Annotated in this window: 22 protein-coding genes, 1 tRNA gene and 1 pseudogene; 15 read left to right on the top strand and 9 right to left on the bottom strand. The window is 56.7% G+C overall.

Translation table 11 applies throughout. From position 1 onward, the window contains the following. Positions 1 to 15 precede the first annotated feature (15 nt). The 3 genes from GOW98_RS07250 to GOW98_RS07260 form a co-directional block, all read right to left on the bottom strand. Positions 16 to 1326, bottom strand: a complete 1311-nt coding sequence (locus GOW98_RS07250) for a TfuA-like protein (RefSeq protein ID WP_170330460.1) — start codon at positions 1324 to 1326, stop codon at positions 16 to 18. Further along, positions 1323 to 2528: a YcaO-like family protein gene (locus GOW98_RS07255; RefSeq protein ID WP_170330462.1), complete on the bottom strand. Its 1206-nt coding sequence runs from the start codon at positions 2526 to 2528 to the stop codon at positions 1323 to 1325. The genes GOW98_RS07250 and GOW98_RS07255 overlap by 4 nt, the downstream gene beginning before the upstream one ends. Positions 2529 to 2624: 96 nt before the next feature. Beyond that, positions 2625 to 2852 carry a hypothetical protein gene (locus GOW98_RS07260; RefSeq protein ID WP_170330464.1) on the bottom strand — a complete coding sequence of 76 codons (228 nt, stop codon included), beginning with the start codon at positions 2850 to 2852 and terminating at the stop codon, positions 2625 to 2627. Positions 2853 to 3304: 452 nt separating this feature from the next. Here GOW98_RS07260 and GOW98_RS07265 point away from each other — a divergent pair. Beyond that, positions 3305 to 3556: pseudogene (locus GOW98_RS07265) on the top strand (ISNCY family transposase); the annotation flags it as partial. Positions 3557 to 3904: 348 nt separating this feature from the next. On the opposite strand, the gene GOW98_RS07270 reads toward GOW98_RS07265, so the two are convergent. From GOW98_RS07270 to GOW98_RS07285, 4 genes are read right to left on the bottom strand one after another with little or no spacing between them, the layout of a single operon-like run. Further along, complete coding sequence (locus GOW98_RS07270) at positions 3905 to 5359, bottom strand: amidase (protein ID WP_170330466.1); 1455 nt, start codon at positions 5357 to 5359, stop codon at positions 3905 to 3907. 16 nt (positions 5360 to 5375) lie between these two features. Continuing rightward, positions 5376 to 7439, bottom strand: coding sequence for an ABC transporter permease (locus GOW98_RS07275; protein ID WP_170330468.1), 2064 nt, complete (start codon positions 7437 to 7439; stop codon positions 5376 to 5378). 4 nt (positions 7440 to 7443) lie between these two features. Continuing rightward, positions 7444 to 8523, bottom strand: a complete 1080-nt coding sequence (locus tag GOW98_RS07280; protein WP_170330470.1) for a quaternary amine ABC transporter ATP-binding protein — start codon at positions 8521 to 8523, stop codon at positions 7444 to 7446. A 60-nt stretch (positions 8524 to 8583) separates the two neighbouring features. Further along, positions 8584 to 9519: an ABC transporter substrate-binding protein gene (locus GOW98_RS07285; RefSeq protein ID WP_170330472.1), complete on the bottom strand. Its 936-nt coding sequence runs from the start codon at positions 9517 to 9519 to the stop codon at positions 8584 to 8586. A gap of 175 nt (positions 9520 to 9694) precedes the next feature. Between GOW98_RS07285 and betI the strand changes: the two genes are divergently transcribed. From betI to GOW98_RS07310, 5 genes are all read left to right on the top strand, one after another. Then, positions 9695 to 10348 carry a transcriptional regulator BetI gene (gene betI / locus GOW98_RS07290; protein ID WP_170330474.1) on the top strand — a complete coding sequence of 218 codons (654 nt, stop codon included), beginning with the start codon at positions 9695 to 9697 and terminating at the stop codon, positions 10346 to 10348. A 159-nt stretch (positions 10349 to 10507) separates the two neighbouring features. Then, on the top strand, positions 10508 to 10798 hold the full coding sequence (locus tag GOW98_RS07295) for a hypothetical protein (protein ID WP_170330476.1): 291 nt from the start codon (positions 10508 to 10510) through the stop codon (positions 10796 to 10798). Between the two features lie 5 nt (positions 10799 to 10803). Next, positions 10804 to 11097: a tetratricopeptide repeat protein gene (locus tag GOW98_RS07300; RefSeq protein WP_217359438.1), complete on the top strand. Its 294-nt coding sequence runs from the start codon at positions 10804 to 10806 to the stop codon at positions 11095 to 11097. Positions 11098 to 11148: 51 nt separating this feature from the next. Then, entirely contained in the window at positions 11149 to 11625 is a 477-nt protein-coding gene (locus GOW98_RS07305) for a hypothetical protein (protein ID WP_170330480.1), read from the top strand. Positions 11626 to 11730: 105 nt separating this feature from the next. Then, positions 11731 to 12852: an asparaginase gene (locus GOW98_RS07310; protein ID WP_170330482.1), complete on the top strand. Its 1122-nt coding sequence runs from the start codon at positions 11731 to 11733 to the stop codon at positions 12850 to 12852. 217 nt (positions 12853 to 13069) lie between these two features. On the opposite strand, the gene GOW98_RS07315 is transcribed toward GOW98_RS07310, so the two are convergent. Both GOW98_RS07315 and GOW98_RS07320 read right to left on the bottom strand, forming a co-directional pair. After that, entirely contained in the window at positions 13070 to 13267 is a 198-nt protein-coding gene (locus GOW98_RS07315; protein WP_170330484.1) for a hypothetical protein, read from the bottom strand. Positions 13268 to 13456: 189 nt separating this feature from the next. Beyond that, a tRNA-Leu gene (locus GOW98_RS07320) sits at positions 13457 to 13541 on the bottom strand. A gap of 728 nt (positions 13542 to 14269) precedes the next feature. On the opposite strand from GOW98_RS07320, the gene GOW98_RS07325 reads away from it, so the two are divergent. From GOW98_RS07325 to GOW98_RS07365, 9 genes are all read left to right on the top strand, one after another. Further along, positions 14270 to 14677, top strand: a complete 408-nt coding sequence (locus GOW98_RS07325) for a hypothetical protein (RefSeq protein WP_170330732.1) — start codon at positions 14270 to 14272, stop codon at positions 14675 to 14677. Between the two features lie 2 nt (positions 14678 to 14679). Then, positions 14680 to 16689 carry a dynamin family protein gene (locus GOW98_RS07330; RefSeq protein ID WP_170330486.1) on the top strand — a complete coding sequence of 670 codons (2010 nt, stop codon included), beginning with the start codon at positions 14680 to 14682 and terminating at the stop codon, positions 16687 to 16689. An 8-nt stretch (positions 16690 to 16697) separates the two neighbouring features. Further along, positions 16698 to 18428, top strand: coding sequence for a dynamin family protein (locus tag GOW98_RS07335; protein WP_170330488.1), 1731 nt, complete (start codon positions 16698 to 16700; stop codon positions 18426 to 18428). Positions 18429 to 18450: 22 nt separating this feature from the next. Next, positions 18451 to 18852, top strand: a complete 402-nt coding sequence (locus GOW98_RS07340; RefSeq protein ID WP_170330490.1) for a hypothetical protein — start codon at positions 18451 to 18453, stop codon at positions 18850 to 18852. 24 nt (positions 18853 to 18876) lie between these two features. Then, on the top strand, positions 18877 to 19746 hold the full coding sequence (locus tag GOW98_RS07345) for a hypothetical protein (protein WP_170330492.1): 870 nt from the start codon (positions 18877 to 18879) through the stop codon (positions 19744 to 19746). Between the two features lie 67 nt (positions 19747 to 19813). Continuing rightward, positions 19814 to 21856: a dynamin family protein gene (locus GOW98_RS07350; protein ID WP_170330494.1), complete on the top strand. Its 2043-nt coding sequence runs from the start codon at positions 19814 to 19816 to the stop codon at positions 21854 to 21856. Further along, a complete protein-coding gene (locus tag GOW98_RS07355) occupies positions 21853 to 23139 on the top strand; it encodes a dynamin family protein (RefSeq protein WP_170330496.1) in 1287 nt (428 codons plus the stop codon). Before GOW98_RS07350 ends, GOW98_RS07355 begins: the two co-directional genes overlap by 4 nt. Positions 23140 to 23477: 338 nt before the next feature. Continuing rightward, positions 23478 to 25601: a serine/threonine protein kinase gene (locus GOW98_RS07360; RefSeq protein ID WP_170330499.1), complete on the top strand. Its 2124-nt coding sequence runs from the start codon at positions 23478 to 23480 to the stop codon at positions 25599 to 25601. Positions 25602 to 25777: 176 nt separating this feature from the next. Continuing rightward, positions 25778 to 26815 (top strand): FHA domain-containing protein, encoded by a 1038-nt coding sequence (locus GOW98_RS07365; protein WP_367646821.1) that lies wholly within the window; start codon positions 25778 to 25780, stop codon positions 26813 to 26815. Position 26816: the final 1 nt, after the last annotated feature.

Here is a 26816-nt window from a genome sequence, read left to right on the forward strand (position 1 = left end):
AAATCCGGCAGCTCTTTATTCGGCGGCTCCGGTGTCGGCACCCCTGTGGCAATACAAAAATTCGGCTTCTATCAGGTCGTAAAACATATCGCGCCCGGCCAAACCCAGCGCCACTGCATAAGAGTCAAGATCATCGGGCACTGTCTGGTCAAGACGAGATTCAAAATACCACATCAGGACCCGCAACCGATCCACGCCGGATGTGCCCGTCGGATTGGCCTGTTCCGCCTTGTTGGCGGCTCGATCCCGCAGCCCGGTGTATTGATCCGAGCGACGCAATTCCGACAGAATCTGCCTGTCCAGCCGGTCCGCCCGCGACGTCGTGGCGGCTTCGATCCGGGCGGCATCTGCCAGCATCGTCTCATAGCCCTCGGGGTTAAGATCATTCGCTTCAATCCACGCCATCAGATCGGCGCGCCGCGACAGGTCAGCATTGGCCCGGTGATCCTCCATCTGCCGGACCAGTTCCGCTCGTTCGGGGTGGCGATCCTGTCTCGAGGCCTCCTCGCGCGACAGCAGGGCCAGAACCGCACGGTCCCTCAATGTTGCGTAAAGTTCAGGCTGTAGCCGCAATTCGTCGATCACGCTGCGATCGGCGGTAGGGTTCCCAGCATCGACCCGTGCGCGCAACGCTTTCCACATCAGGGTGGGCTCGGTTCGCGCAACGTCTGAAGGGGGCAGGGGGGTTCCGGCTATATATTCCGACATTCGCTCCAGCATCGCGACGGCATCCCGAGCCTTGGCGTCGATGCGACCCGTCGGCAACCAATCCGCGAATTCGACGATACCCGGCAGGTCTTGCAGTGCCCCAAAGATATCAGCCCAGATGCGATGACGGTAGTTCATTGACTTGGCGCAGCGTAGCACTTCGGCCGCTGTATCCGACGGCAGAATCCCGGCGGTTTGGGCCTGTGCCACGGATGCGCGGATTGATACCATCGGCTCACTCAGCGTTTGGAAGCCCAATTCCTCCGGGCTGTGCAGCACCGCGACTTCGTCGTCGTCTTGCAGGACACCGTTGCGATAGTCCTCGAAGATGCCCCCAACGCCGATCATTCCGAAATCGGCCAGTTCTGCCGCACGCAGAGCGCCCATGCTGGCGCTGCCGAAGACCGGAATGCCCTGTTCGATCGCCCACAGAATTTCCTTGTGCCAGACCGAGGGCACACCTTCGAAAAATCCGTCGATGATGCCGATGGCGGTCGGATTGTCGCGTACGACGCGATACACGTCACCCTGCCGGACGGGGGGAAGGATCGTGGTGTCCAGATGATCCGAGATCGCCTCTGGCGCCAGAGTTGGACCCACGAAAACCACCACCGTCATGACAGACCTTCCCTGAGGCGCTGCGCCCGGGGTCCGGGGATGTAATCCGGTTCGTCATGCGGAGCCTCAAGCCCGGGAATGACGGCCCGGACCACCGCGATGTCATACTCGGGCCGCGACAGGTCAACCGTCACCACTTGCGGGATGCTCACAGCATCAAGCCGCCGCAATAGCAAGTCCAGATCCTCGTCGAAGGAGTTGGTTACATGCGACGGGCATTCGCCAAAACTTTGATCTGCCGCAGTGGCGTCAATCAAATCGCGCACATAGCGCCCGCGTTCCATTTTCGCCTGATCGGTGAACTCCTCGGGGTCCAGATCATCCCGCGCGCCCGAGATATAGGTCAGACGTGTCTGCGCCGCCTCGGTCAGGGCGCGGAGCAAGGCGATGGCGCGGTCCGGGTGGCACCCATCCCCGATGCCGATATGACCGGGTTGTCCGCCATCTTCGCAGATCATGCAGCGAAAACTGGCGATGCCGACGTCCGATGTCGTGTTCCAAAGCCCAACCTCCAGCCCCGCATCGGCGATCATTGCAATGGCTTGCCGGCAGCGTGGATCATCGACACTGTCCGGATCCAGACGAGGTAACCCCGGCTGGTAGTGCCACAAAGTTGTGGCATCCCGTTCGATCAGCTCGCAAATGGCGTGGCAGCTGGCCTCGGTCAGGTTGTTGCCCGACGCCAGACCGTTGGTAGTGCGGGGAAAGGCCGCCTGACCTCCGACCGGTGCGCTGGTATAATCGGTATCAACCATCTCAAGAGGGACCCAGCATGGATCACCTGTGCCCAGATCGCGCCCTTGAACCCACAGCATATTGCCATGCGGATCAAAGCGCCCTCCGGTCACTTGCGGTAGGCCGGCCACGTCGACTACAGCGGCTTCTTCGGTAAGCTCGGCATATCTGGCCAAACGTTGTGGCAACTGCACTCTTTCGGCGTGCCAGGATTCGATTGCTTCCATCACGCCCGAGGCCTCGGCAGCGCGCAAAGACAGCCCCTTGCCCAGCGACACCGCAACCGAGCGGGAGTTGGGCCGCGCAACCATCACCGTGGGCAATCCGATGCGATCCAGCCCGGTCAGGTTTGCGATCCGGGTGATGCCCATGCTTTTCAAAAAAGGTTTGACGATCTGCAAAGTCTGCTCAGGGTCGCGCAACCGATGCGTATCCAGCACATATTGCTTCTGCGATGCATCGGGCATATTTTGAACCTTGCCAAGAATAATTGACCGCAACGCGGAAATAAATGCGCCGGGCCAAACTGTTACGGTTCAGGATGATGGATCGGACCCATTCGGTCAACCGCCGTGGATTGCCGTTTTGCTGAAGCTAAGCCGGGATACGTGGCGGTAAAGCGCCCCGGTCTGCAAAATCGCGCTTGGGTAACAGGGGTTGTTCAACGCGTCCGACCAGCCTTGTGGCTCAAGCCCCAAACCTGAATACGCTAAATAGATCTCGGTGGACAAAGTCGCATGAACCGGGTGGTTCAGTTGGATACCCGAATAGACTTGCAACCCCGGTTCCATCGTAGAAGGCACCCGTCACAGAAGATTTCAATACATCAACAGGCTTTTGGAGAGCCGCCGGGCCGAAATGCAAAAGTTGTGATCAAACGGGAAGCCGCCAACCACACTTGGTGTACGGAAATCAAACTTCTTACAATGAACAGGCGCGGATTCGCCTCTTGGGATTAGGTAACCATCAACTCGCAAATGTCGATCGACAGCAATCTACAAAGTGATCGGCTGCGCAATAGTTTCACCATAACATAGATTACACGGTTCGCGCTTGTGTAGTCGCAAAGCTAAAATGTAACTCATGAGCAATTCAGGAATGTCATTCTCCTCGTTTAACAAAGCGAGGAAGATCGTGCATGGGTTGGGTAATGATGAGCGAGCCCGAGCTTAACAGTATTGAAGTGTTGAGTCCGGTTTTTCAGGGCCGCCTGACGGTGGTTTCTGCCGCAAATGTTATGAACTTGCGCCGGGAATGCTTCGGCGAGCTCATCCAAATCGACGGCTCCGATCGCTGCTGGTTCGAGGATTGTGGCGACCCCTGCATCCTGCTCGTCTTCATTGATTACGCCGCCAGCACCTTGATGGAATTTCGCTTTATGAAGTCGGAATGCACCTTTAGCTACTTCGAAGCGCTTGAGAGCTATCTGCATACCCATGGCCGTCCGGTGGCGTTTTACGGCGACAAAAACACGGTGTTCCGTGTGGCCAGGCGAATACAGGATGATCCTTGGTTTTCTAGCGAGATTACGTTGTCGCTCCCTTCCTCTGCAATCTGTAGATCGTCATACGATCTCCCCGTTATTCCTATTCGTAATAGATCCACGCCATCTTCGAAGTAGGCAATCGTGTCTGACCCAAAGTTGTCCCGGAATCGAAATACATCGGCACCTGAACGGTCCGTGACATAGACTGCGGGACGATTTTGCCGCGCTTCTCTAAGGTAGAGACGGGCAAATTTTTTGGGCGCGGCATTTTTTATATAGCTCCTTGATACAATCGCGTTCGATACGTTTGTAGACCTTCATCTGAACCAGAAGGAACAAGCGCCGCATCATTTGTCGTTAAGCTTGTGTCATCGGACGCGCGCCAGGTTCTCTAAACCATCCCCCGATTTGCGCCTCATAGGCCAGTGCGGCGCGGAAAACGGTCGGGTCGTCGAAGGTTCGGCCGACTATCTGCAGGCCGGTCGGGACTTCGGTCGTTGCAAAACCGCTGGGCACGGCGATGACCGGGCAATGGTGTAGCATGTTGAAGTGGTGTGTCAGAATCCACCCATATTCCGGATCGACCTGAATTCCGTCGATTTCGAAATCCGTTGCGGTCGCATCGTGGTCTGCTTTGACCGCAGGTATCGTTGTGGTCGGGCAGAGGAACAGATCGAACCGCTCCATAAGTGCGCCAAAAAACTGATACATGTCGTGCTGGGTCTCCCAGGATCGGGACACATCGTCCAGCGTGGTGGCCTCGATGCCTTTTGCTGCGGCCAGAGTGTAGTCGTTCAGTTGATCCGCGTGCATATTTGCCGCCCAGGACGCCTGCCTGAGGTAATGCATCGTGTTGTACCAATGGGTGGCCGCCACGTCGCAAGCGCTGGTCCAGGGGACATCGACGTCGGTGACTTCGGCACCAAGTGCGCGAAAGTGATCCAATGCGGCCAGAGTATTACGGCGCACCTCCGGATCGACGGGACAGTAGCCAAGGTCCATCGAAAACGCGATTTTGATCCCGTCCAGCCTGCCGGCCTCACGCGGCAGGACGACGGTTTCGCGCAGGCTGTCGTGATCGCGCGGATGCGCACCCGACACCACGTCCTGCACCAGAGCAAGATCCGCGATCGAACGGGCCAGCGGGCCACAATGGTTGTAGCAGTCGAAATTAGCTGGCGGGCCGTCGGGGTTGCGCCCGTGGGGCGGTTTAAACCCCACCACGCCGCAACAGCTGGCCGGAATTCGGATTGATCCGCCGATATCGGTGCCGGTTGCAATTGGCGCAAACCCCGCCGCCAGCCCTGCCCCCGATCCGCCCGACGATCCTCCGGTTCCATAGTCAGGATTAAACGGGTTGACTGTATTGCCCCATGCGAGGCTGCGGCAAACGCCCGAGATGCAAAACTCGGGTACGGTCGTACGGGCGAGGATAATTGCTCCGGCATCCTGCAGACGTTCAATCATCGGGTCTGACATCTCATCCGGCGCGGCGTCCATGTGCAGCAGCGACCCATGCGTCGTGCGCTTGCCTTTGACACGTTGCGCATCTTTGACCAGCACCGGAATACCCAGCAACGCTCCGTTGGCCGAACCATCCGCATAGGCAGCATCGGCCGCAAGAGCCTGCTCCCGCGCCTCATCGAAATAGGTGTCGGTCAGAGCGTTGATCACCGGATTGACCTGCTCGATCCGCGCGATCAAGGCCTGCAGCAGGGTGCTGGGTTTCAGGCGGCCCGCGCGAAACGCTTCAAGCGCCTCGGTCGCTGACATGTAACACAGTTCGAGGTCAACGGGCGCTGTGGATTCCATGCGGCTTACCTTGTTGTCAGACGGCGTTGTCCAGCTTCACACCAAGACGCGCCTGAATTTGCTGGCTGAATCCTTGGGTGATGCGGTCGGCAATCATGGCGATGATGGCCATGCCGATCCCGGCGGTCATGCCAACCCCGAAATCACCGTCGCCGAGGCCGATGTAAATTTGCTGCCCCAGATCGTCGGTTCCCACCAAAGCGGTGATCACCAGCATCGAGATGCCAAACATGATCGTCTGGTTCAGCCCCAACATGATCGACGGTACCGCCAGCGGCAGTTTTACCTGCCATAGCAACTGACGTGGTGTCGTGCCAATGGCCGTTGCGGCCTCGATCACGTCATGCGGCAGATTGCGCAGTCCATGCTCGGTGTAACGGATCGCAGGGACGATGGCATAGACAATGATGGCCAGAAGGGCCGTGAACTCACCGATTTTGAACACCATCACAAAAGGGATGAGGATTACGAACAACGGCATGGTCTGCAATGTGTCGATCACGGGTCGCACCATGCGCGATACGGTGTCATTCTCGGATGCCCAAATGCCAATCGCGCTGCCGAACAGGAAGGACAGCAGCACCCCCACCCCACACAGGTAGAGCGAGACAACTGAAGGCTCCCATATCCCGGTCAGCAACAGGAACGCGACTCCAGCTAATGCCCACAAGGCGAGGTTCGTGCCGCCCGCCTGCCACGCCAAAGCGATGATGATCGCGCAGAGCGCGACCCAAGCCAGTCCGGTCAACCCGGAATACAGAACGAGAGCAAACAGGATGACCCAAAGCGCTGGCAGCAATCGCCCTTTGAAGGCCAGATATCCGGCCACTGCAGCGACTATTACCGCGTAGCCAGCGGTCACAGCAGGGGTCATTGCAAAGCCCCACGTGAACGGGCTGACGGCCTGAGCCAGGCCAATCTTGATCGGCAGCATCAGGTAGAACAGCGCCGCCCGCTTGATCGCCTCAAGAACGGTGCGGAATTCGACGAAGACCCACTCCAGACCGGCATTCATCGCCGGGGCCGGGTTCAGGATCCATGCCTCGGGCCAGTCTTTGAGGGGCGAAAAGACCAGCGCCAACAGCCAAGCCGCGCCAAACAGGACGGCGCAGGTTATCCAACCGGACGCCTTGCGCTGCGTCGAATTGGTCTGAACTGCAAATCCCCATGTGATCCGGTCCAGCACCATCGCCATCAGCGCGATCACAATCCCAGCCAGCAGGCTTTCCCCGAACTGTGCCTTGCGCATGGTCGACAGAACTTCCCAACCGATATCGTTGGTCCCCCCGATGATCGAGGCAATGATGACCATCGACAGAGAAGCCATCGTTGTCTGGTTCACCCCCAGCAGGATTTGTCTCTGGGCCGTCGGCACCCGCACGCGCCAGAATAGCTGTGATGGAGTGGCGCCGCTCATCAGACCGGACTCTATGACCTCATCCGGGACACCGCGCAGACCCACGATGGTGTTTCGCACCATTGGCGGAAAGGCAAACAAGATCGAGGCGACCAGACCCACCGTTGTGCCAAAGCCGAACAACAGCAAGATCGGCAGAAGGTAAGCAAAGGCAGGAACCGTCTGCATCAGATCGAGGATCGGCATGATGATCTGATAGGCCCTCTCTGACATGAACCCCCATGTTCCCAGCGCAAAACCCAAGGCGACCGCCATCGGGATCGACACACATACCAGAGCGAAAGAGTTCATCGACTGGGTCCAGAACCCGAATGTGACCATGTAGAGCAGGCTGGCCGCGGTAAAGATCGCCAGCCCTTTGCCCCCGGCGCGCAAGGCCAGAAAGACCCACAGCACAAACCAGGCTGCCCAGGGCACCGCGTGCAAAACCGTCTTGGCCAGAAGGATCGGCCAGTCCAACAGCCAGGAAATGGCCTTGAAGAACCACCCGAACGTCACAACAAACCACCGCATTGCGGTGTTCATCGGATCGGTCACCGGCAGGACCAGCGCATCGGGATAAGTTACCAGTGGCCCAAGGCTTTTGGCAAACACGACGCAAATTGCCACCAGCACCGTGACCGCAAGCCAGACCACCAGCGATCTGTTTGAAGTTGCATCCATGGCGTCAGTCCTTGACCGCAGAGGCATCCGAGACACCGCTGGCCAATGCGGCAATCACGTTCTGGCTGGTCATGTGCACCAACGCATTGTCATCCCGGCGCACCGCAACGCCGGTGTCGTGTGAGGCCAGATAGGGCAGCAGGTCGGCCACATTGGTTGAGGCCGGAACCTCTTTGATCCCGGCGGGTGGAGTGCTGTCCGAAGCCACATCGCCTGCGGTCAGGATCAGCTCCCACGGGACGTCATTGGTAAATTCGCGGACGTAATCATCAACCGGGTTCAGGATCAGATCCACGGGGCGTCCGATCTGAACGACCGCGCCGTCCTTCATGATGGCCATCCGGTCGGCGATGCGCAGCGCCTCGAGAAAATCATGGGTAATGAAGACGATGGATTTGTGCAGCTCTTGCTGCAGTCGCAGGAATTCGTCCTGCATCTGTCGCCGGATCAGCGGGTCCAGTGCGCTGAAGGGCTCGTCCAGGAACCAGACCTCGGGTTCTACGGCCAACGACCGGGCAATGCCGACACGCTGTTGTTGACCGCCGGACAACTGACTGGGAAAGCTGCTTTCCCGCCCTTCCAATCCGACCAGCGAAATCACCCGCTCGGCCCGTTCCAAACGTTCCTTGTCGTCCAGACCCTGCAGTTTCAGCGGAAAGGCCACGTTTTCAAGAACATTCAGATGTGGCATCAGGCCAAAACTCTGGAACACCATCCCCATCTTGTGCCGACGAATATCGATCAGTTCCTTTGAGGAAACTTTCAGTAGGTCCTCCCCATCCAGCAGGATCTCTCCGGCGGTAGGTTCGACCAAACGGGACAGGCAGCGCACGATGGTGGACTTGCCCGAGCCCGACAGACCCATGATCACGAAAATCTCGCCCGGCATGACGTCAAAGCTGACATCGGTCGACGCGACGATGCCGCCGTTGTCCCGAATGCTCTGCGCCAGAGCCTTGGCCTCGTCGGCCTCTTGCCCGGCAACATCGACGTTGCTCAGATGCTGATCCGCCCCTTTGCCGTAGAGCTTCCAGACATGTTTGCAGGACAGTTTCGGGATGGTGGTCGGGGAAGATGTGGTCATTTCGGCAGCCTTGAAAAAGGTGGAGCACGCGGAAACATGCTCCACCGGAGTCAGTGTTGGTTATTGCTTTGCGGCTTCAACCCAAGGCTGCCAGACGTCCTGGTTAGCGCCCATCCACTCGGCCACGACCTCTTTCACTTCGCGTCCGTTCTGGTCCACTTCAAGGATCAGGGCGTTCTGCACGTCGTTTGTGAGGCTCATCAACTCAACCATCTTCATCGCGTCCGGATAGGTTGAGGCAAAATCCTTGGCGACGATCTTATCGACGGTTGCCTGCTGGAAACCACAGGCCTCACCGCGTTTCTGGCTGGTCTCGTCGCAGGTGCCGTGGGGCGTATCCCATTCGACCCATTCAACCTCGGTATCCGCGAACACCCAGTGCGGCTGCCACATCATCATAAGAATCGGCTGCTCTGCGGCCACGGCACTTTTAAGTTCGGCCAGCATCGCGCCTTCCGAACCACCCGGCACCGGCTTGAACGGCAGGTCGATCAGTTCCACCAAATCGGCCGAACGGGTGCCCCAGTCTGCAGGATAGGTGATCAGGCGGCCATCGGGGAAGGTGTCTGCGGCAGCGAAGGCCTGCGCACATTCATACAGCGCCTCATAAGCAGGCAGACCCGGGCAGAGATCGGCCATGTACGGAGGGTAAATCCAACCTTCCTGCGGTTCGAGTCCCAGCCCACCGACAACGATGATGTCCCCGGCCTCAACAGCCTTGGGATAGATGTCACCAACGTTGTTGGTCCACAGCTCGGGCTGATAGTGCAGGCTGCCTTCGGCAATCGCGGCCAACTGCGGCACCGCACCGGCGGTGACAAATTCGACCTCGTGGCCGAGCTCTTCGAACAGCGCACCTGCGAAATGAGCCGAGATATGCTGTCCGGTCCATTCGTTGACGGCAATCTTGATCGGTTCGGCCAGAGCCGCGCCCGTTGTTAACATAAGCGTGGCGGAGGCCAGCAAAGCGGGCCTCAGTTTGCGTGAGAAATTCATGGTTAACCTCCGTTGGTGCGTTGGCCGTTTTCGACCTTTTAGTGTCCGTATCAAAAAACAGTACGGTTGCAGGTAATTTGGTGCATCAGACCGTTTTTTGTCAACAGTGTTTGTTTTTTGCCTTCCCGAATGATACTTTCGCATGCATTACGCTGAGCATGAAAGCGATCCTAACATGAGAAAGCAGACCATCAAGAACATGCGTCGCAAGCAATTGACCGAGGCGGCGTTCGAAATTCTCAAAACTCATGGAATCGCGGGGACGACCTTTGACAAGGTCGCCAAAGAGGCCGGTGTGTCCAAAGGAGTCGTGCAGCACTATTTTCCCGGCAAAGAAGCTTTGTTCGAAGCTGTTTTGCGTGAATCGAACGCGGAAGCGCGCCGTTGCGTGACCGCGCTGTTTGCGCATAGCGACACACCGGCGGAACGGCTTTACGCGATCGTTTACGGTAATTTCGCCCCGACACTTTTCCAGCACGAAATCTGTCATGCCTGGGTGTGTCTGTGCGCAGAGGTGCCGCAAAACGCCCGATACTTACGTATACAGAATGTCATCCACTCTCGAATGCGTAGCAACCTGATGAGCGCATTGCGCCATATGGTTGAGCCGACCTTAGTTGAACAGATTGCCTTTAACCTGACAACACTGATCGACGGGATCTGGATGCGGACTGCCTTGCAGGCACAACCGATGTCTTCGAACGAAGCTCTGGCTCATATGGAATTTGGGCTGTGCCAGTTGTTCAAAGATACTAAGGTCAAAAGCTCCGACCTGCAGGCTGCACGCGAAAAGATCGCACAGGTCAGCGGAATCTTGTTCAAAGTGTGAGAAGCTTGAAGCATTTTTTGACCTATGATTTCGAAATGATTTAGCCAGATTTCTAATACAGCTTGGCGCGGTTTTTCGTTACGCCTCAGCCTGATATTTTCGGAGACAGAATTTGCCTGACAGCTGCTTGCTTCGGTCCTGTTTTGCGCCCCACTGCTGGTGCTGATCGATTTCATCAAGGACAGTTTCGAAAAAAGCAGCATCGAACGTCTGGGCAGTCAGGTTCTGCTGAACGTCGTTCTGGTGGTTGCAATCGTTGCTTCGGGCCATCGCTTTCAGGCCCAGCGTCAACTTTATCATCTGCATCAGAGGTCAACTGGGCAAAAAAATCTGAGACTGCCCTCTGCCCTTCTGTTCCTCATCGCTTCCTGGTTTGCCACCGGGTTTATGCTTGCCGTCTTTCCACCCTTGGGTGAGGCGATAGGCGGCCTTGCCTATTTTCTGTACTGATCATGATGCTTTCCAATAGAGATTTCCTACTTGCTATCGCAGCCACGGACCGGGGAGACTACACCAAAGCGCTCGGGCATTTTCGCAAGACGTTGAAGGAAGAGCCCGAAAATGCCCTTATTCATGTGCATCTGGCGTATTGCCTGCTTGTCCAAGGTAAATGCTTTGCAGCGTCGCGCGCCGTGGATACTGCCTTGGCCCTCGACCCGAACTTGCCCAGTGCTCATGTGGTCCGATCCCTGCTGGACACATTTTTTGGCGACGACAAAGCGGCGGCGGCAGCGCTGAAACAAGCCTAGCGTCTGGATCCCGAGAACAAAAACGCGCTGGAGAAGCAATGTGCCAGCGCATTGTTCAACCGCGACATACCAGCGTTGAGCGCGGCGGCTAACTCACTATTGTCTTCATCGCCAGATGACGATCAAGCTCATTACTATGCGTCCCGGCTGGCAACACTGCGCTTGGATAACGAGGCCGCAGAGCGGCACGCAAGAGCAGCGCTCCGGATTGCGCCGAACAATCAAGGTGCTCATGACTTGCTGGCGGCAATCGAAATGCACCGCATACCTCTTACCGGCTGGTTACATCGCATTGGATACGTTGCCAACAGCACGAATATCAAAACAGCCTCACTGTATTTTATCCCCGCGCTGTTTCTGTACATGACAGGCAGCGACATCCTGGATTTTCTGGGCTATGAAAGAGTTTCGGACGCCATTCATAGAGGTGTGCCGATCGGCGCGCTTCTACTGTTAGTGAGCACACAGCTTTATTCCCATAAATCGGCAAGGCATCAAAAAGCAGCGACCCTCAAGATGGACTACTGAGCGTGCGTTCAGGCGCGGCCCGGAACCTGGCTCAAGTAATGACAGATACCGGTTTCCCAATTTAGGTTGAAAAACAAATCCCTATAGTCATAGGTTTTCAAGATATTGGAAAGGAAAGCTATGGATTTCACCCGAATTTTGCGCGTGCTCTTCCTTCCACTGGTTCTGTTGTCCCCCATTATCGCGCAGGCCGAGCAACAAGACATAACGCTGGAATTCTCGGCCAAAGATCCAAACCTTTTGTCGGTGGCGATCATAGCCACCGGTGGCACGATCGCCGAACGCACAGATCCAAAAACCGGCGGTGCCGTACCCGCCGTTTCCGCCAAAGATCTGGTAGCCGCAGTGCCTGGGTTGGCCGAAGTCGCCAATATCGGCGTCTATCAGTTCAGCAATATCGATTCATCGCAAATGACCCCCAGGGACTGGGCTGGTCTGAGCGTCGCACTGGACGAGATCTTGTCGCGCCCAGGCATCAGCGGTGCGGTGGTCACCCATGGCACGGACACCATGGCAGACGGCGCGTTTTTTGTGGATGTAACGCTGAAAAGCAACAAACCAGTGGTCTTCACCGGAGCCATGAACGACGCATCCAGTCCAAATCCAGACGGCCCGGGAAACCTCCATGACGCGGTTGTTCAGGTACTGTCGCCCAATGCACAGAACTGGGGTGTGTCCGTGACCTTGAACCGATACATCAATTCGGCCCGGCATGTGCGCAAGACCCAGACAACCAATGTACAGACCTTCAATTCCGGCGAAAAAGGCTACCTAGGTTACGTATTTGATAACCACGTACAACGTCTGAATGACCGCCTGCACCGGGTACGTGTCCGCCTGCCCGACCCGCTGCCCAAAACACTGCCGGACGTGCCGCTGATCATGGCTTATGCCGGTTCGGACGGTCGGTTGCTACGCCATGCCGTTGATACAGGTGCGAAAGGCATTGTCGTAAACGGCGTCGGTGCGGGCAATGTCAACGCTGAGGTCTTTGACGCGATCAAATACGCATTGGCAAAGAACATTCCCGTGGTCATCGCAACGCGAGTCTATCACGGCAGCGTCGAACCCATTTACGGGGACGCCGGAGGAGGTGACACATTGCAAAAGATCGGCTGCATTCTGGCTGGCAACTTGCCGGCAACGAAGGCTCGGCTGTTGCTGATGATTGGCCTTTTGAACCCTGATGCCGATCAGGAATCGTTGCGAAACTTGTTCGAGCCCTGAAACGGAAGCTCAGGCGAGATAAACTTTGCACACCTGTCGTTCCTTGCAGACTGTCAGTCGGCAACCGCCTTACAGGTCATTTCTATTTGTACGAACGGTCCGGCCACCCATTGGACGAGAGAGGCCCGATCATCTCTATATGATCACCTTTGACGCCTGCACGCACCTGACAGGAGGCAACAAAGCAGAGCTGCCCTCGTCCGGTTTATTGAAGTGCTTAGCTTGGCCGAACTGCGACAAGAACAACGTCTAGCTCATCCTCCAAAGCCTGCAACTTCTTCAGGTCATCTTGCGGCAGATTGGCGGTTTCGGCATCCACGGCGGCAAGCGCAACAACCGGACGTCCGATCTCCTGTTCAAGCGCCCGAACTGCGTTGAGTTTGTCGGCCTCAAGCGTTGCAAGTGGATAAAGCATGGCAGTCTCCTGTCTATTGATGGTTAGGAGTATAGCCTACATTCTTGTTTTTGGTGCATTTGTTATCAGAGCTTCGTGGGCGCGGGATTTTCTGGGTGGAAATAAGGAAAAGCGCAACGGCACCTTAGAGGCCCCAGGAAAAGGCTATATTGCATCCACTCAAAGCCGGTTTTTCGCTTGAAATCAAAGTGGTGCGGGTGGAGGGACTTGAACCCCCACGCCTTGCGGCGCCAGAACCTAAATCTGGTGCGTCTACCAATTTCGCCACACCCGCAGTACCGACACTGTGTGCCGGATCGAAGTGCTCAATAACAAAGCCTGCGACCGAGCGCGAGAGGGAATTTCACTAATACGCAAGTTTGTTGGGCACCATCTCGCCAAAGACGAACGCGGCTGTTTGCTCGCAACCCGAGTATCGATTCAGACTTCGGGACAAACTCCGCGTCACTCATCAGGCATTTTTGTTCCGCTTGCCCAGAGTAGCTCATGCTGACTCTTTGATATTAATCAAAAATAACCCGACGGTTTGGAAATCCCACTAAATTTAGAAGATTCGAATTCTGCGCAAAGCAGATTTCAACGGGCACATTTTAAACGCGCTTACGTTGAGTAACGGCAAGGCTCGAAGAAAACGCTGAACCTGGCTTTTTCGATCAGTGCTCAATCGAGATTTACAGGTTCGCACTCCCCTGCATTCGGCAACAGTTCTGCTTAAGCATGCCAAATTACAACGAATTCTGCGATAACTGTCGCTCCACCCAACTGCGCGCCCATAGCCGCCAACTGCCGGAATCGGATCGCACGCCCAAGGGTTGAGAGTCCGCCAAAAGTCACGTTCATATTTACGCCACATTTCAAACGCCAAAATATCTTATTCGCGTCAAAATAACACCGCCTTGCCAGTAATTGATAGCGAATGGGAGTTAATGAGTCTTTCCCGCCTTCGGGCACCGTAAGAGTTTTTTGCTCAACTCGAACACAAGGGTCTAAGCCGTGATCAACATGACGAACTCTGCTGCTGCTGAGCAAGACGCCATTGGTCTTGCACGCGAAAGTTTTCTTGGTGAACTGAAGTCCTTAAACCGGGATCATCCAAATACTGGATTTGGCGTATCGTTGCGCACGCATTCGGGAGGGCATTATCTGCTGGCAAACTCTCGTATGCCGCTGCCGAAAACCAAATCCCAGGGTTTTCCAACCGGGCGTCGCCTGGCTCTGCTGGAAAACAGTGAACAGTTCAGCTCGATCGAAGTGCTTGCGGATTCGCAGGCTTACGAAGAAATCACACCAGGGGACGAAGCCGCTATTTTGGGTAACGCTTTGAACCTGATCGCCCGGATCGACATCCTGACCAGTTCTTCAGAGGGTCAGAATCAACCCCACATTGCTGCCACTGGAACCGGAGGCTGACCATGGCCCGCAACGATCACCTTCTGTCCGTAGGGAACGAAGCCCTGACGCCAATGACGTCGGCCATGACCGCGTTGTCCACTCAGATTGACCAACTGACAGAGGTGGCAGACGCGCGGTCCTCGGCGCGGCTGGCGACACTTAGAACGCGTATGGAAAACTTTACGGCCAGCGTGACGCTGGTCGGGCAGGTTAAGGCTGGAAAGTCTTCGATCGTGAACATTCTGGCCGGGCGCCCTGCTCTGTTGCCCTCGGATGTGAACCCGTGGACCTCGGTGGTGACGACGCTGAACATCAACACCCGTACCGAAGGCGACAAAAAAGCCAAGTTCACCTTTTTCGAACAGGAAGAGTGGGACAATCTTATGGTTGGCGGTGGCCGTCTGGGCGAACTGGCCAACCGGGCCGGTGCTGATGACGAAATGGAGGACATCCGCCGTCAGATCGGTGAAATGAAGGCCAAGTCCGAAGCACGTCTGGGCCAGCATTTCGACCTGATTCTGGGACAAAGCCACCAGTATGATTATTTCGACGACGAATTGATCCAGCGCTATGTCTGTCTTGGCGATGAAGACGATCCGGATATCAACCCCAAGACCGGACGCTTCGCCGACGTCACCAAGTCGGCGGAGCTGTTCATGGACATTCCGCAATACCCGATCTCGCTGAAGCTCTGCGACACGCCCGGTGTGAACGATACCTTCATGGTGCGCGAGCAGATCACCCTGCGCAGTCTGCGTGGGTCCGAGGTCTGCGTTGTGGTATTGGCGGCCAGCCAGGCGCTGACCACAATGGACATGGCACTGATGCGGATCATTGCGCAGTTCGAAAACCGCCAGATCATTCTGTTCGTGAACCGGATCGACGAATTGTCCGATCCGGTCAATCAGGTGCCTGAGATTCGCGATCGGATTCAGGACACGCTGAAACAGAACAACATTGACACCAATACCAGCGTTGTCTTCGGCAGCGCCCTCTGGGCCGAGGCAGCCCTGACCGGGAATCCCGAAATCCTGTCCGAGGAATCGCGCGAGGCCCTGAACACCTTCTATCTGGCCGCCGGGTTTGGCGATCAGGCCCCGTCACTCGATAAAATCTGGGCGCTTTCGGGCTTGCCTGACTTGCTTCTGGCGATGAATGAACGCATCGCCGAGGGGGCCGGCACCCGGTTGTTGGACAGGGTACGCCACCGGGCACGCAACATCGCAAGTCAAATTCGTGCAACCGCAGTAGCCAAGAACCTGTCTGACGGTCAGGGCGTCGTGCGAGATCTGGACGGTGCGTCACCGGAAGAAGCAATCGCCAAGGTTATCGAGGAGTATGAGAAGAAGGCCGCTGATTTGACGACCTCTTTGCGGAACAAAGTGCTGGAGCGGTTGAATTCGGCGGAGTCAAATTTTGTTAAACGCGCAACAGACTCCTTGATTTCTCATCTTGAGCAGCACGGCGAGCAAGGCACATGGCAGTACGACCCTGCGGGCCTGCGGACCCTGCAAAAGGCGGCCTATTTCAGCTTTGCCCGCGCGATGCGCAAAGACGCCGGAGCGCTTTACAACTCCGCTGCGGCAGACGTTCAGGCGTTGTATCAAAAGCTGCTGGGCAACCATTTGGGCGAGTTCAGCATCGAAGCCCCCATTGTGCCTCGTGTGCCGCCGCCACTGGGTATCGGCCGCACCATCGCACTGGATTTGCAAAGTACGTGGTGGCGCCGGTGGTGGCAACGCCGAAAAGGGTTCGAGGCTTATGCCGCTGACTACACCCGCCTGATTGCGTCCGAGGCGAACTCGATCACAAAAGACCTGGAGGAAAACCAGGTCGCAGCGGTCCTAGAAAACGTTCGGGCTGGTTTGTCGGACTTCCTGCGCGAGCAGAAAGAAACTCTGCTGAACATTTCAGCTTCTGCCGACCAGAATCCAAACCAGGCGGCCCTGACGGCAGGTATGACCCCCAAGAAATCGCGCGACGACATCCTGGGTGACATCCTGAAAGATCTTAGTAACGAGGCAGCATAAGTAGCGATATGGCAAAAGATTCACAAACCCGCTTCGTCTCTCCTAAGGCATGGGAACGCATTGAAAAGTGGTCCCGGCGCAAACCGATCTTTGCGTTGATGGGAGAGTTCAGTGCCGGGAAATCGACGCTGATGAACTTTTTGCTTCGCTCGCAAGCGTTGCCGACACAGGTCACCGCCACGCAACTGCCGCCGGTCTGGTTCAGTTGGGGTAAAAAATCTGCCTATGTGCAAAGACCGGACGGAACCCGCGAGAATATCACGCTGGATCAGCTGGAATCCGTTGGCGTCAATGACGCCCAGTTTGTTCGTATCTTTCTTGAGGCCGACATTCTGGAAGCGGTGGACCTGATCGACACCCCCGGCATCTCAGACCCGAAGATATCAAGCGACGTCTGGCGTCGTGCAGTCGGGCAGGCCAACGGAGTTTTGTGGTGTACGCACGCGACCCAGGCCTGGCGCGAAACCGAGCGTGCGACATGGGTATCTCTGCCGGAACGGCTGCAGCACAACTCTCTGCTGTTGGTCACCCGAGCCGACGTGCTGGGTCCCAAAGACCGTCAAAAGGTTCTGCGGCGGGTCAACCGCGAAGCGGGCCATCTGTTCAACCGATCGATTCTGTTTTCAGCCCGTGATGCAATCACTGCGCGCGACAAGAGCGGAGATGCCGAGCTTTGGGCCCGCAGTGGCGGCGGTAAGATGGTCGATAGCTTCTTGCAGATCACCGAACAGATCATGGACAACCGCGCCGACATACTCACGCGTTATCAAATCGACAACGGTATGTCCGATGCCCCGCGCGTTCAGCCCGTCCGTCCTAAACGAAAGGATGAACAGGCAAACGAACCAGCCCCGCTGAAACTGGTGAACCCTGTTGCCGAAACCGCCAAGGATGATGAAGTCGTCACAAGCTTTCCTGTCCGTCCTGCCCGTGTAGAGCGTCGCACCGAAGATCCTGTCCGCGAAGAGCGTATTGACGCGGCGGAGGCCGGGCGCCTGCGCGCTGAAATGGAAGCTGAGACGCAAGTGCCAGAGCCCCAATCGGACATTGAAGGGGACGATCTGCGCGCCTTTTTCCGGGATACGGAAAACAACAGCCTGAACTTGGCCGAATTCACGGACACAATGTCAGAGGAAGACTCGTTCGATCTGCTGGAAGAGGACGACCTCGAAGACGACGACGTCAACATCCTGGCTGATTCCGAACCAGTTGAGGCTTCGGAAAAGCCTGACACTGCATCTTCGGATCCTTTTATGGAGTCGTTGGAAGATAAGTTGGCCGACGCGCCGGAACAGGCACAGGCATCAGTCGACGAGCCAGAAGAACAGCCGACCGAAGTATCGGTGTCGTCAATTGCCGCTTTGTTGGCAGAACAGCCAAATGGCTCAGATGAGGAATACGAACCTGAGCCGGAATCCAGCGGCCTTGTGAACATGCAGGTTGTCCCGTTGTCAAACGGAGCTCCTGCAGACGAGCCAGCCCCAGTAAAAGACACAAGTGAAGAACTGGTGTTGGATGTTTCAGAGGGCACTCCGCTTAGCGCAGCAACAATGTGGCGGGACGTTACCGCAGATGAGAACTTGCCAGACGATGTCGAAGGCATGAAGAAAGTGTTCAGAGCGTTCCTTGAGGAATTCGACCAGATCGCAGCCGAGCATTTCGCGCGCTATGCTAAGACCCCCGGCCGCCCAATCCCCAACACCGCAGAAAACGGTGGCGCGGAGTTCCGCGTATTATGACCAAAACCTCAGGTAGCAAACGATGACGATCGAAGCCGCACTGAACGCCGCAATGGAAACCATACCCGACTGTATTGCAGCCGGGTATGTCGATATGGAAACAGGGATGTTGCTGGGGACCAACACCCTGGATCCTGACGCTGCGGACGTGCTGGACAGCCTGGCCCTGGCCGTGGCTAACCTATTTCAAGGTCGCGGGGTCAAAGCCTTTGAAGAATTGCTTCAAATGGCCGGTGCCCAAGAGAGCGACAATCCGGGATTTGGGGAAATCGCGGTGTTTTCGAATGACCGGTTGAATATCTTTCTGCGGACCCGGGAATATCCCGATCATGTGGTCTGCTACATCTGTCGCAGCAGCGCCAATGTCGGGTTGGCGCTGACTAAATCACATCTTAGCCTGGGGCCGGTCGCGGCCGCAGTATAAATGGGGACCAGAGGGGGTCACGGCATGGTGGATACGAACATACTCGAGATGCTCGACGACATCGGGCGCTCGGCTGTGGCGCGCCTGAACCCGGCGGTAACGATCCCTGGGGAAACTGCCCGACTTCGGCGCGAAAAGGTGTTGAATACCATTCGTGGCACTATTCTGCCGCGCCGGTTGGAGTTTACCGCCGCCAATGGTGATTGCCTTGCCATCGAGGTCAACAGTTCCCGCATCACGGATGTGTTCAGGGTTCAATCCGGCATTGCTCCGGATTTCGAAACCGAACCTCGCGAGGAACTGGCTGACAAACTGGCAAAACTGGTGACCGACATTGCCGCCGCCCCCGGTCCATTGGAGTTGATTTCGCTACAACCCGACACCGCGCTTGAGGCCGACGATGTGGGCATTACCTTCAGCGAGATCGAAAGCGCATGCCAAAAGATCGAACTGCCTGTGGACCCGGTCATTTCCATTGTCCCGGATGAGCCCAAAGAAACCGCGCCCGCTGACGAAGCAGTAACGGAAGAACCCGCCGACTCGCTGGCGCAGCGGTTTTATGACGGTTCGGAAAGGTTTGCCCAGGGCCGGGTTCTGGTCCAAGCCACAGACGGGGCATCGTTGCGTATGGATGGTACCTGTGATGAGGGGGGGCCGCTGCACCCGAGTTCCGATCTGCTGGCCCGGTTCGCCAGTGACCTTGCGGGATGGGACAACGACACGGCCAACGTGATGGACCATCCGCAGTTGATTGTCATGCGCCCCTCGGGTGGTAAGGGCGCCGGGCTGGCCATTCTGAATGACGGTGAGAGTTTTTCAATCGCCGTACACGAGACTCGCAAGCTGGGTGCTGTTGTCAATTTGTGGGCCACTTTGAAAAGGCCAGACGGATGATTACTCCCCATTCGTTCAATTTTTCGATGAATTCGATCTGTGATTATGAGTTACCAGGGTAAGTTTTATGAGTGAAATCAATCGTCGCGAGTTAATCCGCATTGCCGAAGACATGAATGGGTCGTCTAATGACGAGACCCGCCAGTTCATCTCGCGCATTGTCGGAGATCTGACAAATCTGAAACCTTCGATCGCCTTTGTCGGGCAGATCAAGGCGGGTAAGTCCCGTCTGATCAACGGTTTCACCGGTCAGGCAGAATATCTGCCGTCAGATGTGAACCCCTGGACGACAGTGATCACCGACATGCATTTCGGCCACCCCTCTGGGCGGACCTCGGGGGCCGAGTTCCATTTCTTCGACAACCGCCAGTGGCAAGCGCTGATCGCCGAAGGTGAAGAACTGCGCAACATGTTTCCCGATGACGAGGACAGCTATAAACGCGAGATGATCGAAGAGCAGGTCGAAGCGATGAAGACCCGCGCCAAACTGCGTTTGGGCGAAAGCTACAAACACCTGCTGGGGCAACATCACGACCTTGAAAAACTAACCTCGGACGACCTGGCGCGCTATGTCTGCGCCGGAGATGATCCAACCGAAGAAGGCGAACACGATCCGGGTTCGGATCGCGGCCTTTACAGCGACATCACCCGCAAGGCCGAGGTCTTTTTCGACATCGGTCATTTCCCGTTTCCGCTGACGGTGACAGACACGCCGGGCGTGAATGACCCGCTTTTGATCCGCGAAGAAATCTCGCGTCAGTATCTTAAGGAATCCGATTTCTTTGTGGTTGTCCTATCCGCGCATCAGGCGTTGTCGCGGGCAGACCTGAAACTGTTCCGCCTGATGCAGGCGTTGGAATTGGGTCAGATCGTGGTGTTCATTAACCGAGTCGATGAACTGGGTGGTGGCGCAGAAGATGCTGGCAAAGTCCGGGCCGATGTTATGGAGGGTCTTGAGCAGGCTCTTGGGAACTCAAACATCGATGTTCTGATGGGTAGCGCACAATGGGCGCACTACGCATTGACGGGTGATGAAACCGGCATCAACCACGATGAAATCCTTGCTTGGCTGCGCGCACATCCAGAGCAGATGAAGCAATACCTGGACGGCGTGGAAGAGATCAAACAGGGTCCGGGACCGATCAGCCGCGAAGGTGTGCTGCGGTTTGCCGCAATGATCGCCTCGGGTCTGCCAGACCTGCGTCGGCACGTCACAAATGCCCTGACCCAAGGACCTCGCAACGAGCATCTTCGGATGGCCTGGCAACATCTTAACACTTTCGCGCAAGGCGACGTTGAGCGCAGCAGAGCACATCTGCGCGCTATCGAGGAGGAAAGCACCCCGACCGCTGAAAACGGGAGCGAAAACAACAAAACCCTGGCGGATTTACGCGCGCTTGTAACCGAGAAGACAGCTGGAATCGTCAACGACATGGATGATGTTCTGGCCAATCTGCGCGGAGTCATGGACGACACTGTTGCCGAGGCCGTGTCGGTAGTGGTGCGAGGTCCGAACGGAGATTCACCGTTGCTGGCAAAGGGCGGCGATACAGAGTTGAATTTCACGCCGCTGCGGGACCGCATGCGCGAGCTTGTGCAGGGTGCGACTCAGGTCGTGCGCCAACGCATGCTGAGCGAACTGTATTCAATCGACATGCAAAGCAACGCGGCCCTGCGCGCCCTGCCCGGTTGGCAAGATCCGACCGATAACCGGATGAACACCAGCGCTGTTCGGTGGTTCCGCCCGGATACAACGGCGCTGACCCGTGGCATCACTGTTGAATTGCGGGTCAGCTGGCTTTCGCGGCTCATTTCGCGCAAGAGCGTTGTCTCTCGGGCCGAACGCATGATTGTACAAGAATTCGAAATGATCGGCGACGATCTGGTAGACACCGCACGCGGTGATTTGCTTGAGCGTTTAAACACGGTTCTGGATCATTATCTGGCGCTGTTGGCCGGTCATCTTGAACTTCGCACCGGAAACGGTGAAACCAATGAGCGGGCAAAGGCACAGGCGGCCTTTGACAACGCGCAACGCATCGCCGAAGAATTGGGTGCCGTCTTTGGCTCGGATGACATAGACAAAAGATTAGCAGAGGCTGCGGAATGATCGAATTTCCCGGAACCGAACAGGAAGTAAGGCAACTAGAACGCTTTCTGACCGCGACCGAAAACCTGCCGAACGACACGATGCTGGATGAGATGCGCGAACGCGCCCTTGCCCATGCCGGGCGGCTGTCCAACGCGGTCAATATCGGTTTTGCCGGGGAGTTTGGGGCGGGTAAATCCAGCCTCGCCAACATGCTGGCCGGGGCGGATATTCTACCTACGGGACCACAGCACCTGAAACTGCCTTTGGTGATCGTGGCCTATTCCGACACGCCGGAAACCACCGTTGGCTGGTGGGACAAAGAACCCAAAGTCTATTCCGGTATAGCGTTGGAAAAAGCCGCCGCAGATGAACCTGACTTTATTTCCGTCGGGCTCAACACTCCTGCGCTGCAGGAGATTTCCTTGTTCGATCTCCCCGGAACCGGGGCGTTGGACGACACCTATAAAGAAACGCTGGATCTGCTGAAATTTGTGGACTGCGCGATATGGTGCACCAACGGCACCAACGCCTGGCGCGAGACCGAGCGTCATCTCTGGACGCGGGTGCCGCAAGAGCTGCGTGTCAACAGTCTGCTGGCTGTGACCCACGCCGATCTGCCGCCGGTCCGAGACGCGCTTGACCGTGTTCTGTCACGCCTCAATAAGGAAAAGGGTGATCTGTTCCGCTCGGTCGTGCCAATCGGCACCCCGGTTGCCGTGCGCGCTATGGCGCAAGAGCCCGAGCCGGATTTCGCTCTCTGGGAGACATGCGGAGGTCAGGATCTAGCTGAACAGGTCCTGCAGATTGCTTCCGACCGCCGGGTGGCTGACTTGGAGGCTGCGCGGGCCGATTTGAAAGAGGATTTCCTGCCGTTTTTGGAAACCATTGCCGGCCCTGAACCCGAGGCAACGCAATCGGACTCCATGTCCATGCATGCTACTTTGGAATCCGCGTTGCCGCCGTTGGAAAACCCTATCCTCGAGGACTGGCTGGCCGCGATTGCCAGCATCTACGAAGATCTTCGTGAATCATCCGATATCGAACCTTCGGCATTCCTGCATGCCTGTCAGGAAATCGTCGAAGATTTTGCCGAACGTCTGGAACAAGGGGACGAGATTGACCCCAAGGCCGACTGGATACCCGGTGAATTCGAAAAGGCGACGGATCTGTTGTTGTTGCTTCAATTCGAATCTGGTGAAGCGCCACTGAAGGACGCAGTTAGCATACTTGCGCAGCTCAGCGACAATCTCGCATGGGCAGGCAGCAGTGTGGATTCGGTTCAGCCCAAGACCGGCACGTAGAAACCTTCTGTTAAGATTGCGCCGCATTGCGACGATTCGAACCTCGTGGAATCACGCTTTGAGTTTTTCGAGTCCGTTGACCAACCGGGGACAAACGACCGATGGCCTGCATTTTGTGCAGGCCTTTTTTCAATATTTAGTATACTCAACGCACCATACAGCAATATATAGCTCACTCTCGAAAACGGTCCATAGTGAAGCCATGAGGCGGCCCCAATAAAGTCAAATTTGAAACGTCTAACGGTCTCAAGTGTCCTGCGGTTGTGTTTGGTTGTGAGTTCGCGGGTAGATTTGCCCAGTTAAGAAAACCGCAAAACGATTAGAACGGGCGGAAAGAAATGAGCCACAACCAGGCGGTCGGTGCATCGCACGACGAACCGAAAATTGAAGGACTTCAACCCGGCGCCAAACTGTTGCACGGGCAGTATGAAATCCTGCGATACCTTAGCAATGGCGGCTTTGGGATCACTTATCTTGCACGCAACAGTCTGGACCGTGAGGTCGTAATCAAAGAGTGCTATCCGGGTGCGTTGTGCCAACGGAACGGTGACTTGGTCGAGGCCACCAATCCGGATCATAAAGACGATCTGCGCGCGATCATCGAGCTGTTCATTCAAGAGGCGCGCAACCACGCACGTCTGGTTCATCCCAATATCGTCGACGTTCATCAGGTGTTCGAGGACAACGACACAGCCTATATCGCGATGGACTTCATCAAGGGCTGCGACCTGCTGGACTATGTCGAAAACGCCGACAACAAGGCCGGCCCTGACTTCATCGTTCAGGTCACCGAAAAGATGCTGTCGGCCGTGTCGTTCATCCACCAGAGCGGCATGCTGCACCGGGACATCTCGCCCGACAATATCCTGATCGATGAAAACGGCGAGCCGATTCTGATCGACTTCGGTGCCGCGCGCGAGCAGGCCGCGAACCAGTCCGCTGCGTTGTTGACCCTGCGGGTGATCAAGGACGGGTACTCGCCCCATGAGTTCTACGTTCGCGGGGCCGATCAAGGACCCAGCAGCGACCTCTATGTGCTGGCCGCCACGTTGTACCACGCCATCAGCGGCGAGCGCCCGATTGACGGCCAGACCCGCCTGAGCGCCTTCAACAACAGTCAGGCAGACCCCTACACCCCGCTGGCCGGTCGGTTCAATGGTTATCCCGAAGGGTTCCTTGAGGCGATCGACAAGGCGATGGAGGTGCACGTTACCGACCGTCTGCAAAGCGCGCTGGACTGGCTGCGCATGTTCCGCGGTCCGGACGTCATGTTCGATACTTTTGCCTACCGTCCTGTCTCGGTCATCGTGGGCATGGACCGCAAAGATGAAGAGGCCGAAAAGGCCCGGATCAAGGCCGAAAGCGAGAATGCCGAAGCTGTGGTTACCGCCCTTCTGGCAGGTAACGCAGATCTTACACTTGGGAATGAAGACAAAGACGAAGATGAACTTGCCAAGTTCACGTCCAAAGAAGACAAAGACACCGCAGTGGACACTGTAGTCAAGAGCGGTTCCGGTGGCAGTGGCAAGCTGCTTGCCGGTGCAGCTGTCGTCGCGGTTGGTCTTGCTGCGGGCGGTTATTTCCTGATGGCTGGTGACAAGTCCGAACCCGCTCAGGACGTTGCAGTTGCATCCGCACCTGCGGCGCAAGAAACGGAAGATCAGGTGGCAGAAAAGCCCGAACCTGTCGAGCAGGTCGCCACCGCAAATATCACGCCGGACGAAGCTGATCCGGCACCCGAAAAGGCAGAACCAGCTCAGGCGCCTGTCGAGCAGACACAGGCCCAGACGACTGAAACAGAAGAGGCCCAAGCCCAAACAGTCGAAACCACAACTGCCCCCGTTGAAACCGCGATCCCGGCAGAGACACAGGTATCCTTTGCGCACTGGGATGTCGAAATTCCTTTCCAGACATCCAGACGGCGTGCGTCGACGGGCAGCATCATCGCAGTTACCGGTGTTGATCCGTCGCAAGATATGTCGGTGATCGGTGACTGGGTCAAACGCGGCGCCGCGATTTACACTCTGAATGGTGAACCCGTCCGCGAGAATGCAAGTTTTGCAGCACAGGTGCTGGACGAACTCGCAATTGATCCTGACGGATACATCCGCGTAACGGCCCGTTATCGCCCGCTTGGCAAAACTCTTGCCCAGAACGGCCTGCTAGCCCTGCCCGCCATCCGCATGGTCGGATTGGAAAACGGCTATGGCTTCACTATCCGCAACGACGATGGGCAAAACTGGGAAACAGTCGTCACCACCGTCCCTGCCGAAGCAGCCGGAGACCTGCAGCGCGGTGATGTTTTGATCTCTGAAGCACAGACCGGCGCGGCCATTGATGGTCAGGAAAGCCTGGACGCCATGCTGGACGCTTTGGTCGCAGACAAACAAGCACAGGCTCAACTGACTGTAATGCGCAACGGCGCTGAAACCGATGCCGTGATGCAGTTGGCGCAGGAGTAATCTGATCGGTTCATATGTGATCTGAAGCTAGCGAATGCTGAGGGTGGTGCCCGGAAATCCGCCACTCTGACGAGGGTCGACTCGTCGCGAAAAAAGGATGGTTTGATTTCCACAACAAAAGTGCCGTTGTGCCGATGCGCGCAGAGGCGAGTAGCAGCCCCACGGAACTCAGTGCCGTGAAAAGAAGCAAAGGTGTCGACACCATGTTCAAATACAAAAGCCCTCTCAGCCGGCTTCTCGAAGGTGCCGGCAAAGCCAAAGAACCCGAAGCCGAAACCAAAGTGGAAGAAGCCGCCCCCGAGGCCGAAAATCCCCAGCCGATCGCGGACTTCAACGCGCTGCGTGCCGCTCTGGGCGGTGGCAACATGTCCGCGACATCGGAAAGCTACGAAGACTCGGATGATCTGCTCCCTGAAGAAGAGATGCCTGAGTTTTCGGAAGACGAGACCGACACTGCGGAAGACGACGTTGTGATAACAGAGGTCGTCGCCGAAACTCAGGATAACATTTTCGAGGCTCCGGAAACTCAACCCGAACCGGAAGAGCCGGTCGTGACCCTACGCGTGGCCACTGCAGAAGATTCCGTAGCAGAACAACCGGTTCAGGATGAACAGGTTGTCGAAGTGATCGTTGAAACGGTTGAACCCGCTCAACCCGAGCAGGTGGCAGAGGTCGAACCCGAAGCGAAGGCAGAGCCCGTAGCGGAAGTTCAGGCCGAACCGCAACAACCGGTGGCGGCTGCGGCCCCAGCGGAAGACCGTCGTGGTCGCGTCAAAACCACTTTCCTTGGCTTCGAACGCGCCGACACTCACGTTCAGGATCTTATCGAAACCTCTGAACCCGTTGCCAAAACGGAAACTGCGCAAGAAACCTTTCCTGTTGGTTGGTTGGTTGTAACCGCCGGACCGGGACGTGGATCGTGCATCACGCTGACCGAAGGCCTGATGCAGATTGGGCGCAATGATGATCAGGCCATTCAACTGGACTTTGGTGACACAGGCATTTCGCGCAGCAGCCATGCAGTGATTGCCTATGATCCCGAGGATCGCAAATGCTACCTGGGTCACGGCGGCAAGGCCAATCTGGTGCGCCTGAACGGCAAACCAGTGCTCAGCACCGTGGCTCTTTCAAGCGGCGACCTGATCCGCATCAGCGAAACCTCAATCCGTTTTGCTGCTTTCTGCGATGACGGCTTTGACTGGCGGGATGCCTGAT

Source organism: Ruegeria arenilitoris, assembly GCF_013032445.1.
Lineage (GTDB): Bacteria > Pseudomonadota > Alphaproteobacteria > Rhodobacterales > Rhodobacteraceae > Ruegeria > Ruegeria arenilitoris_F.

Bases quoted from the DNA above. Each gene is read 5' to 3' on its own strand.
- GOW98_RS07335 (WP_170330488.1), top strand. From the start codon at position 16,698: ATGGCAAAAGATTCACAAACCCGCTTCGTCTCTCCTAAGGCATGGGAA.
- GOW98_RS07255 (WP_170330462.1), bottom strand. From the start codon at position 2,528: ATGCCCGATGCATCGCAGAAGCAATATGTGCTGGATACGCATCGGTTG.
- GOW98_RS07250 (WP_170330460.1), bottom strand. From the start codon at position 1,326: ATGACGGTGGTGGTTTTCGTGGGTCCAACTCTGGCGCCAGAGGCGATC.
- GOW98_RS07325 (WP_170330732.1), top strand. From the start codon at position 14,270: ATGACGAACTCTGCTGCTGCTGAGCAAGACGCCATTGGTCTTGCACGC.
- GOW98_RS07260 (WP_170330464.1), bottom strand. From the start codon at position 2,852: ATGGAACCGGGGTTGCAAGTCTATTCGGGTATCCAACTGAACCACCCG.
- GOW98_RS07285 (WP_170330472.1), bottom strand. From the start codon at position 9,519: ATGAATTTCTCACGCAAACTGAGGCCCGCTTTGCTGGCCTCCGCCACG.
- betI (WP_170330474.1), top strand. From the start codon at position 9,695: ATGAGAAAGCAGACCATCAAGAACATGCGTCGCAAGCAATTGACCGAG.
- GOW98_RS07340 (WP_170330490.1), top strand. From the start codon at position 18,451: ATGACGATCGAAGCCGCACTGAACGCCGCAATGGAAACCATACCCGAC.
- GOW98_RS07300 (WP_217359438.1), top strand. From the start codon at position 10,804: ATGCTTTCCAATAGAGATTTCCTACTTGCTATCGCAGCCACGGACCGG.
- GOW98_RS07350 (WP_170330494.1), top strand. From the start codon at position 19,814: ATGAGTGAAATCAATCGTCGCGAGTTAATCCGCATTGCCGAAGACATG.
- GOW98_RS07270 (WP_170330466.1), bottom strand. From the start codon at position 5,359: ATGGAATCCACAGCGCCCGTTGACCTCGAACTGTGTTACATGTCAGCG.
- GOW98_RS07355 (WP_170330496.1), top strand. From the start codon at position 21,853: ATGATCGAATTTCCCGGAACCGAACAGGAAGTAAGGCAACTAGAACGC.
- GOW98_RS07360 (WP_170330499.1), top strand. From the start codon at position 23,478: ATGAGCCACAACCAGGCGGTCGGTGCATCGCACGACGAACCGAAAATT.
- GOW98_RS07345 (WP_170330492.1), top strand. From the start codon at position 18,877: ATGGTGGATACGAACATACTCGAGATGCTCGACGACATCGGGCGCTCG.
- GOW98_RS07280 (WP_170330470.1), bottom strand. From the start codon at position 8,523: ATGACCACATCTTCCCCGACCACCATCCCGAAACTGTCCTGCAAACAT.
- GOW98_RS07315 (WP_170330484.1), bottom strand. From the start codon at position 13,267: ATGCTTTATCCACTTGCAACGCTTGAGGCCGACAAACTCAACGCAGTT.
- GOW98_RS07330 (WP_170330486.1), top strand. From the start codon at position 14,680: ATGGCCCGCAACGATCACCTTCTGTCCGTAGGGAACGAAGCCCTGACG.
- GOW98_RS07275 (WP_170330468.1), bottom strand. From the start codon at position 7,439: ATGGATGCAACTTCAAACAGATCGCTGGTGGTCTGGCTTGCGGTCACG.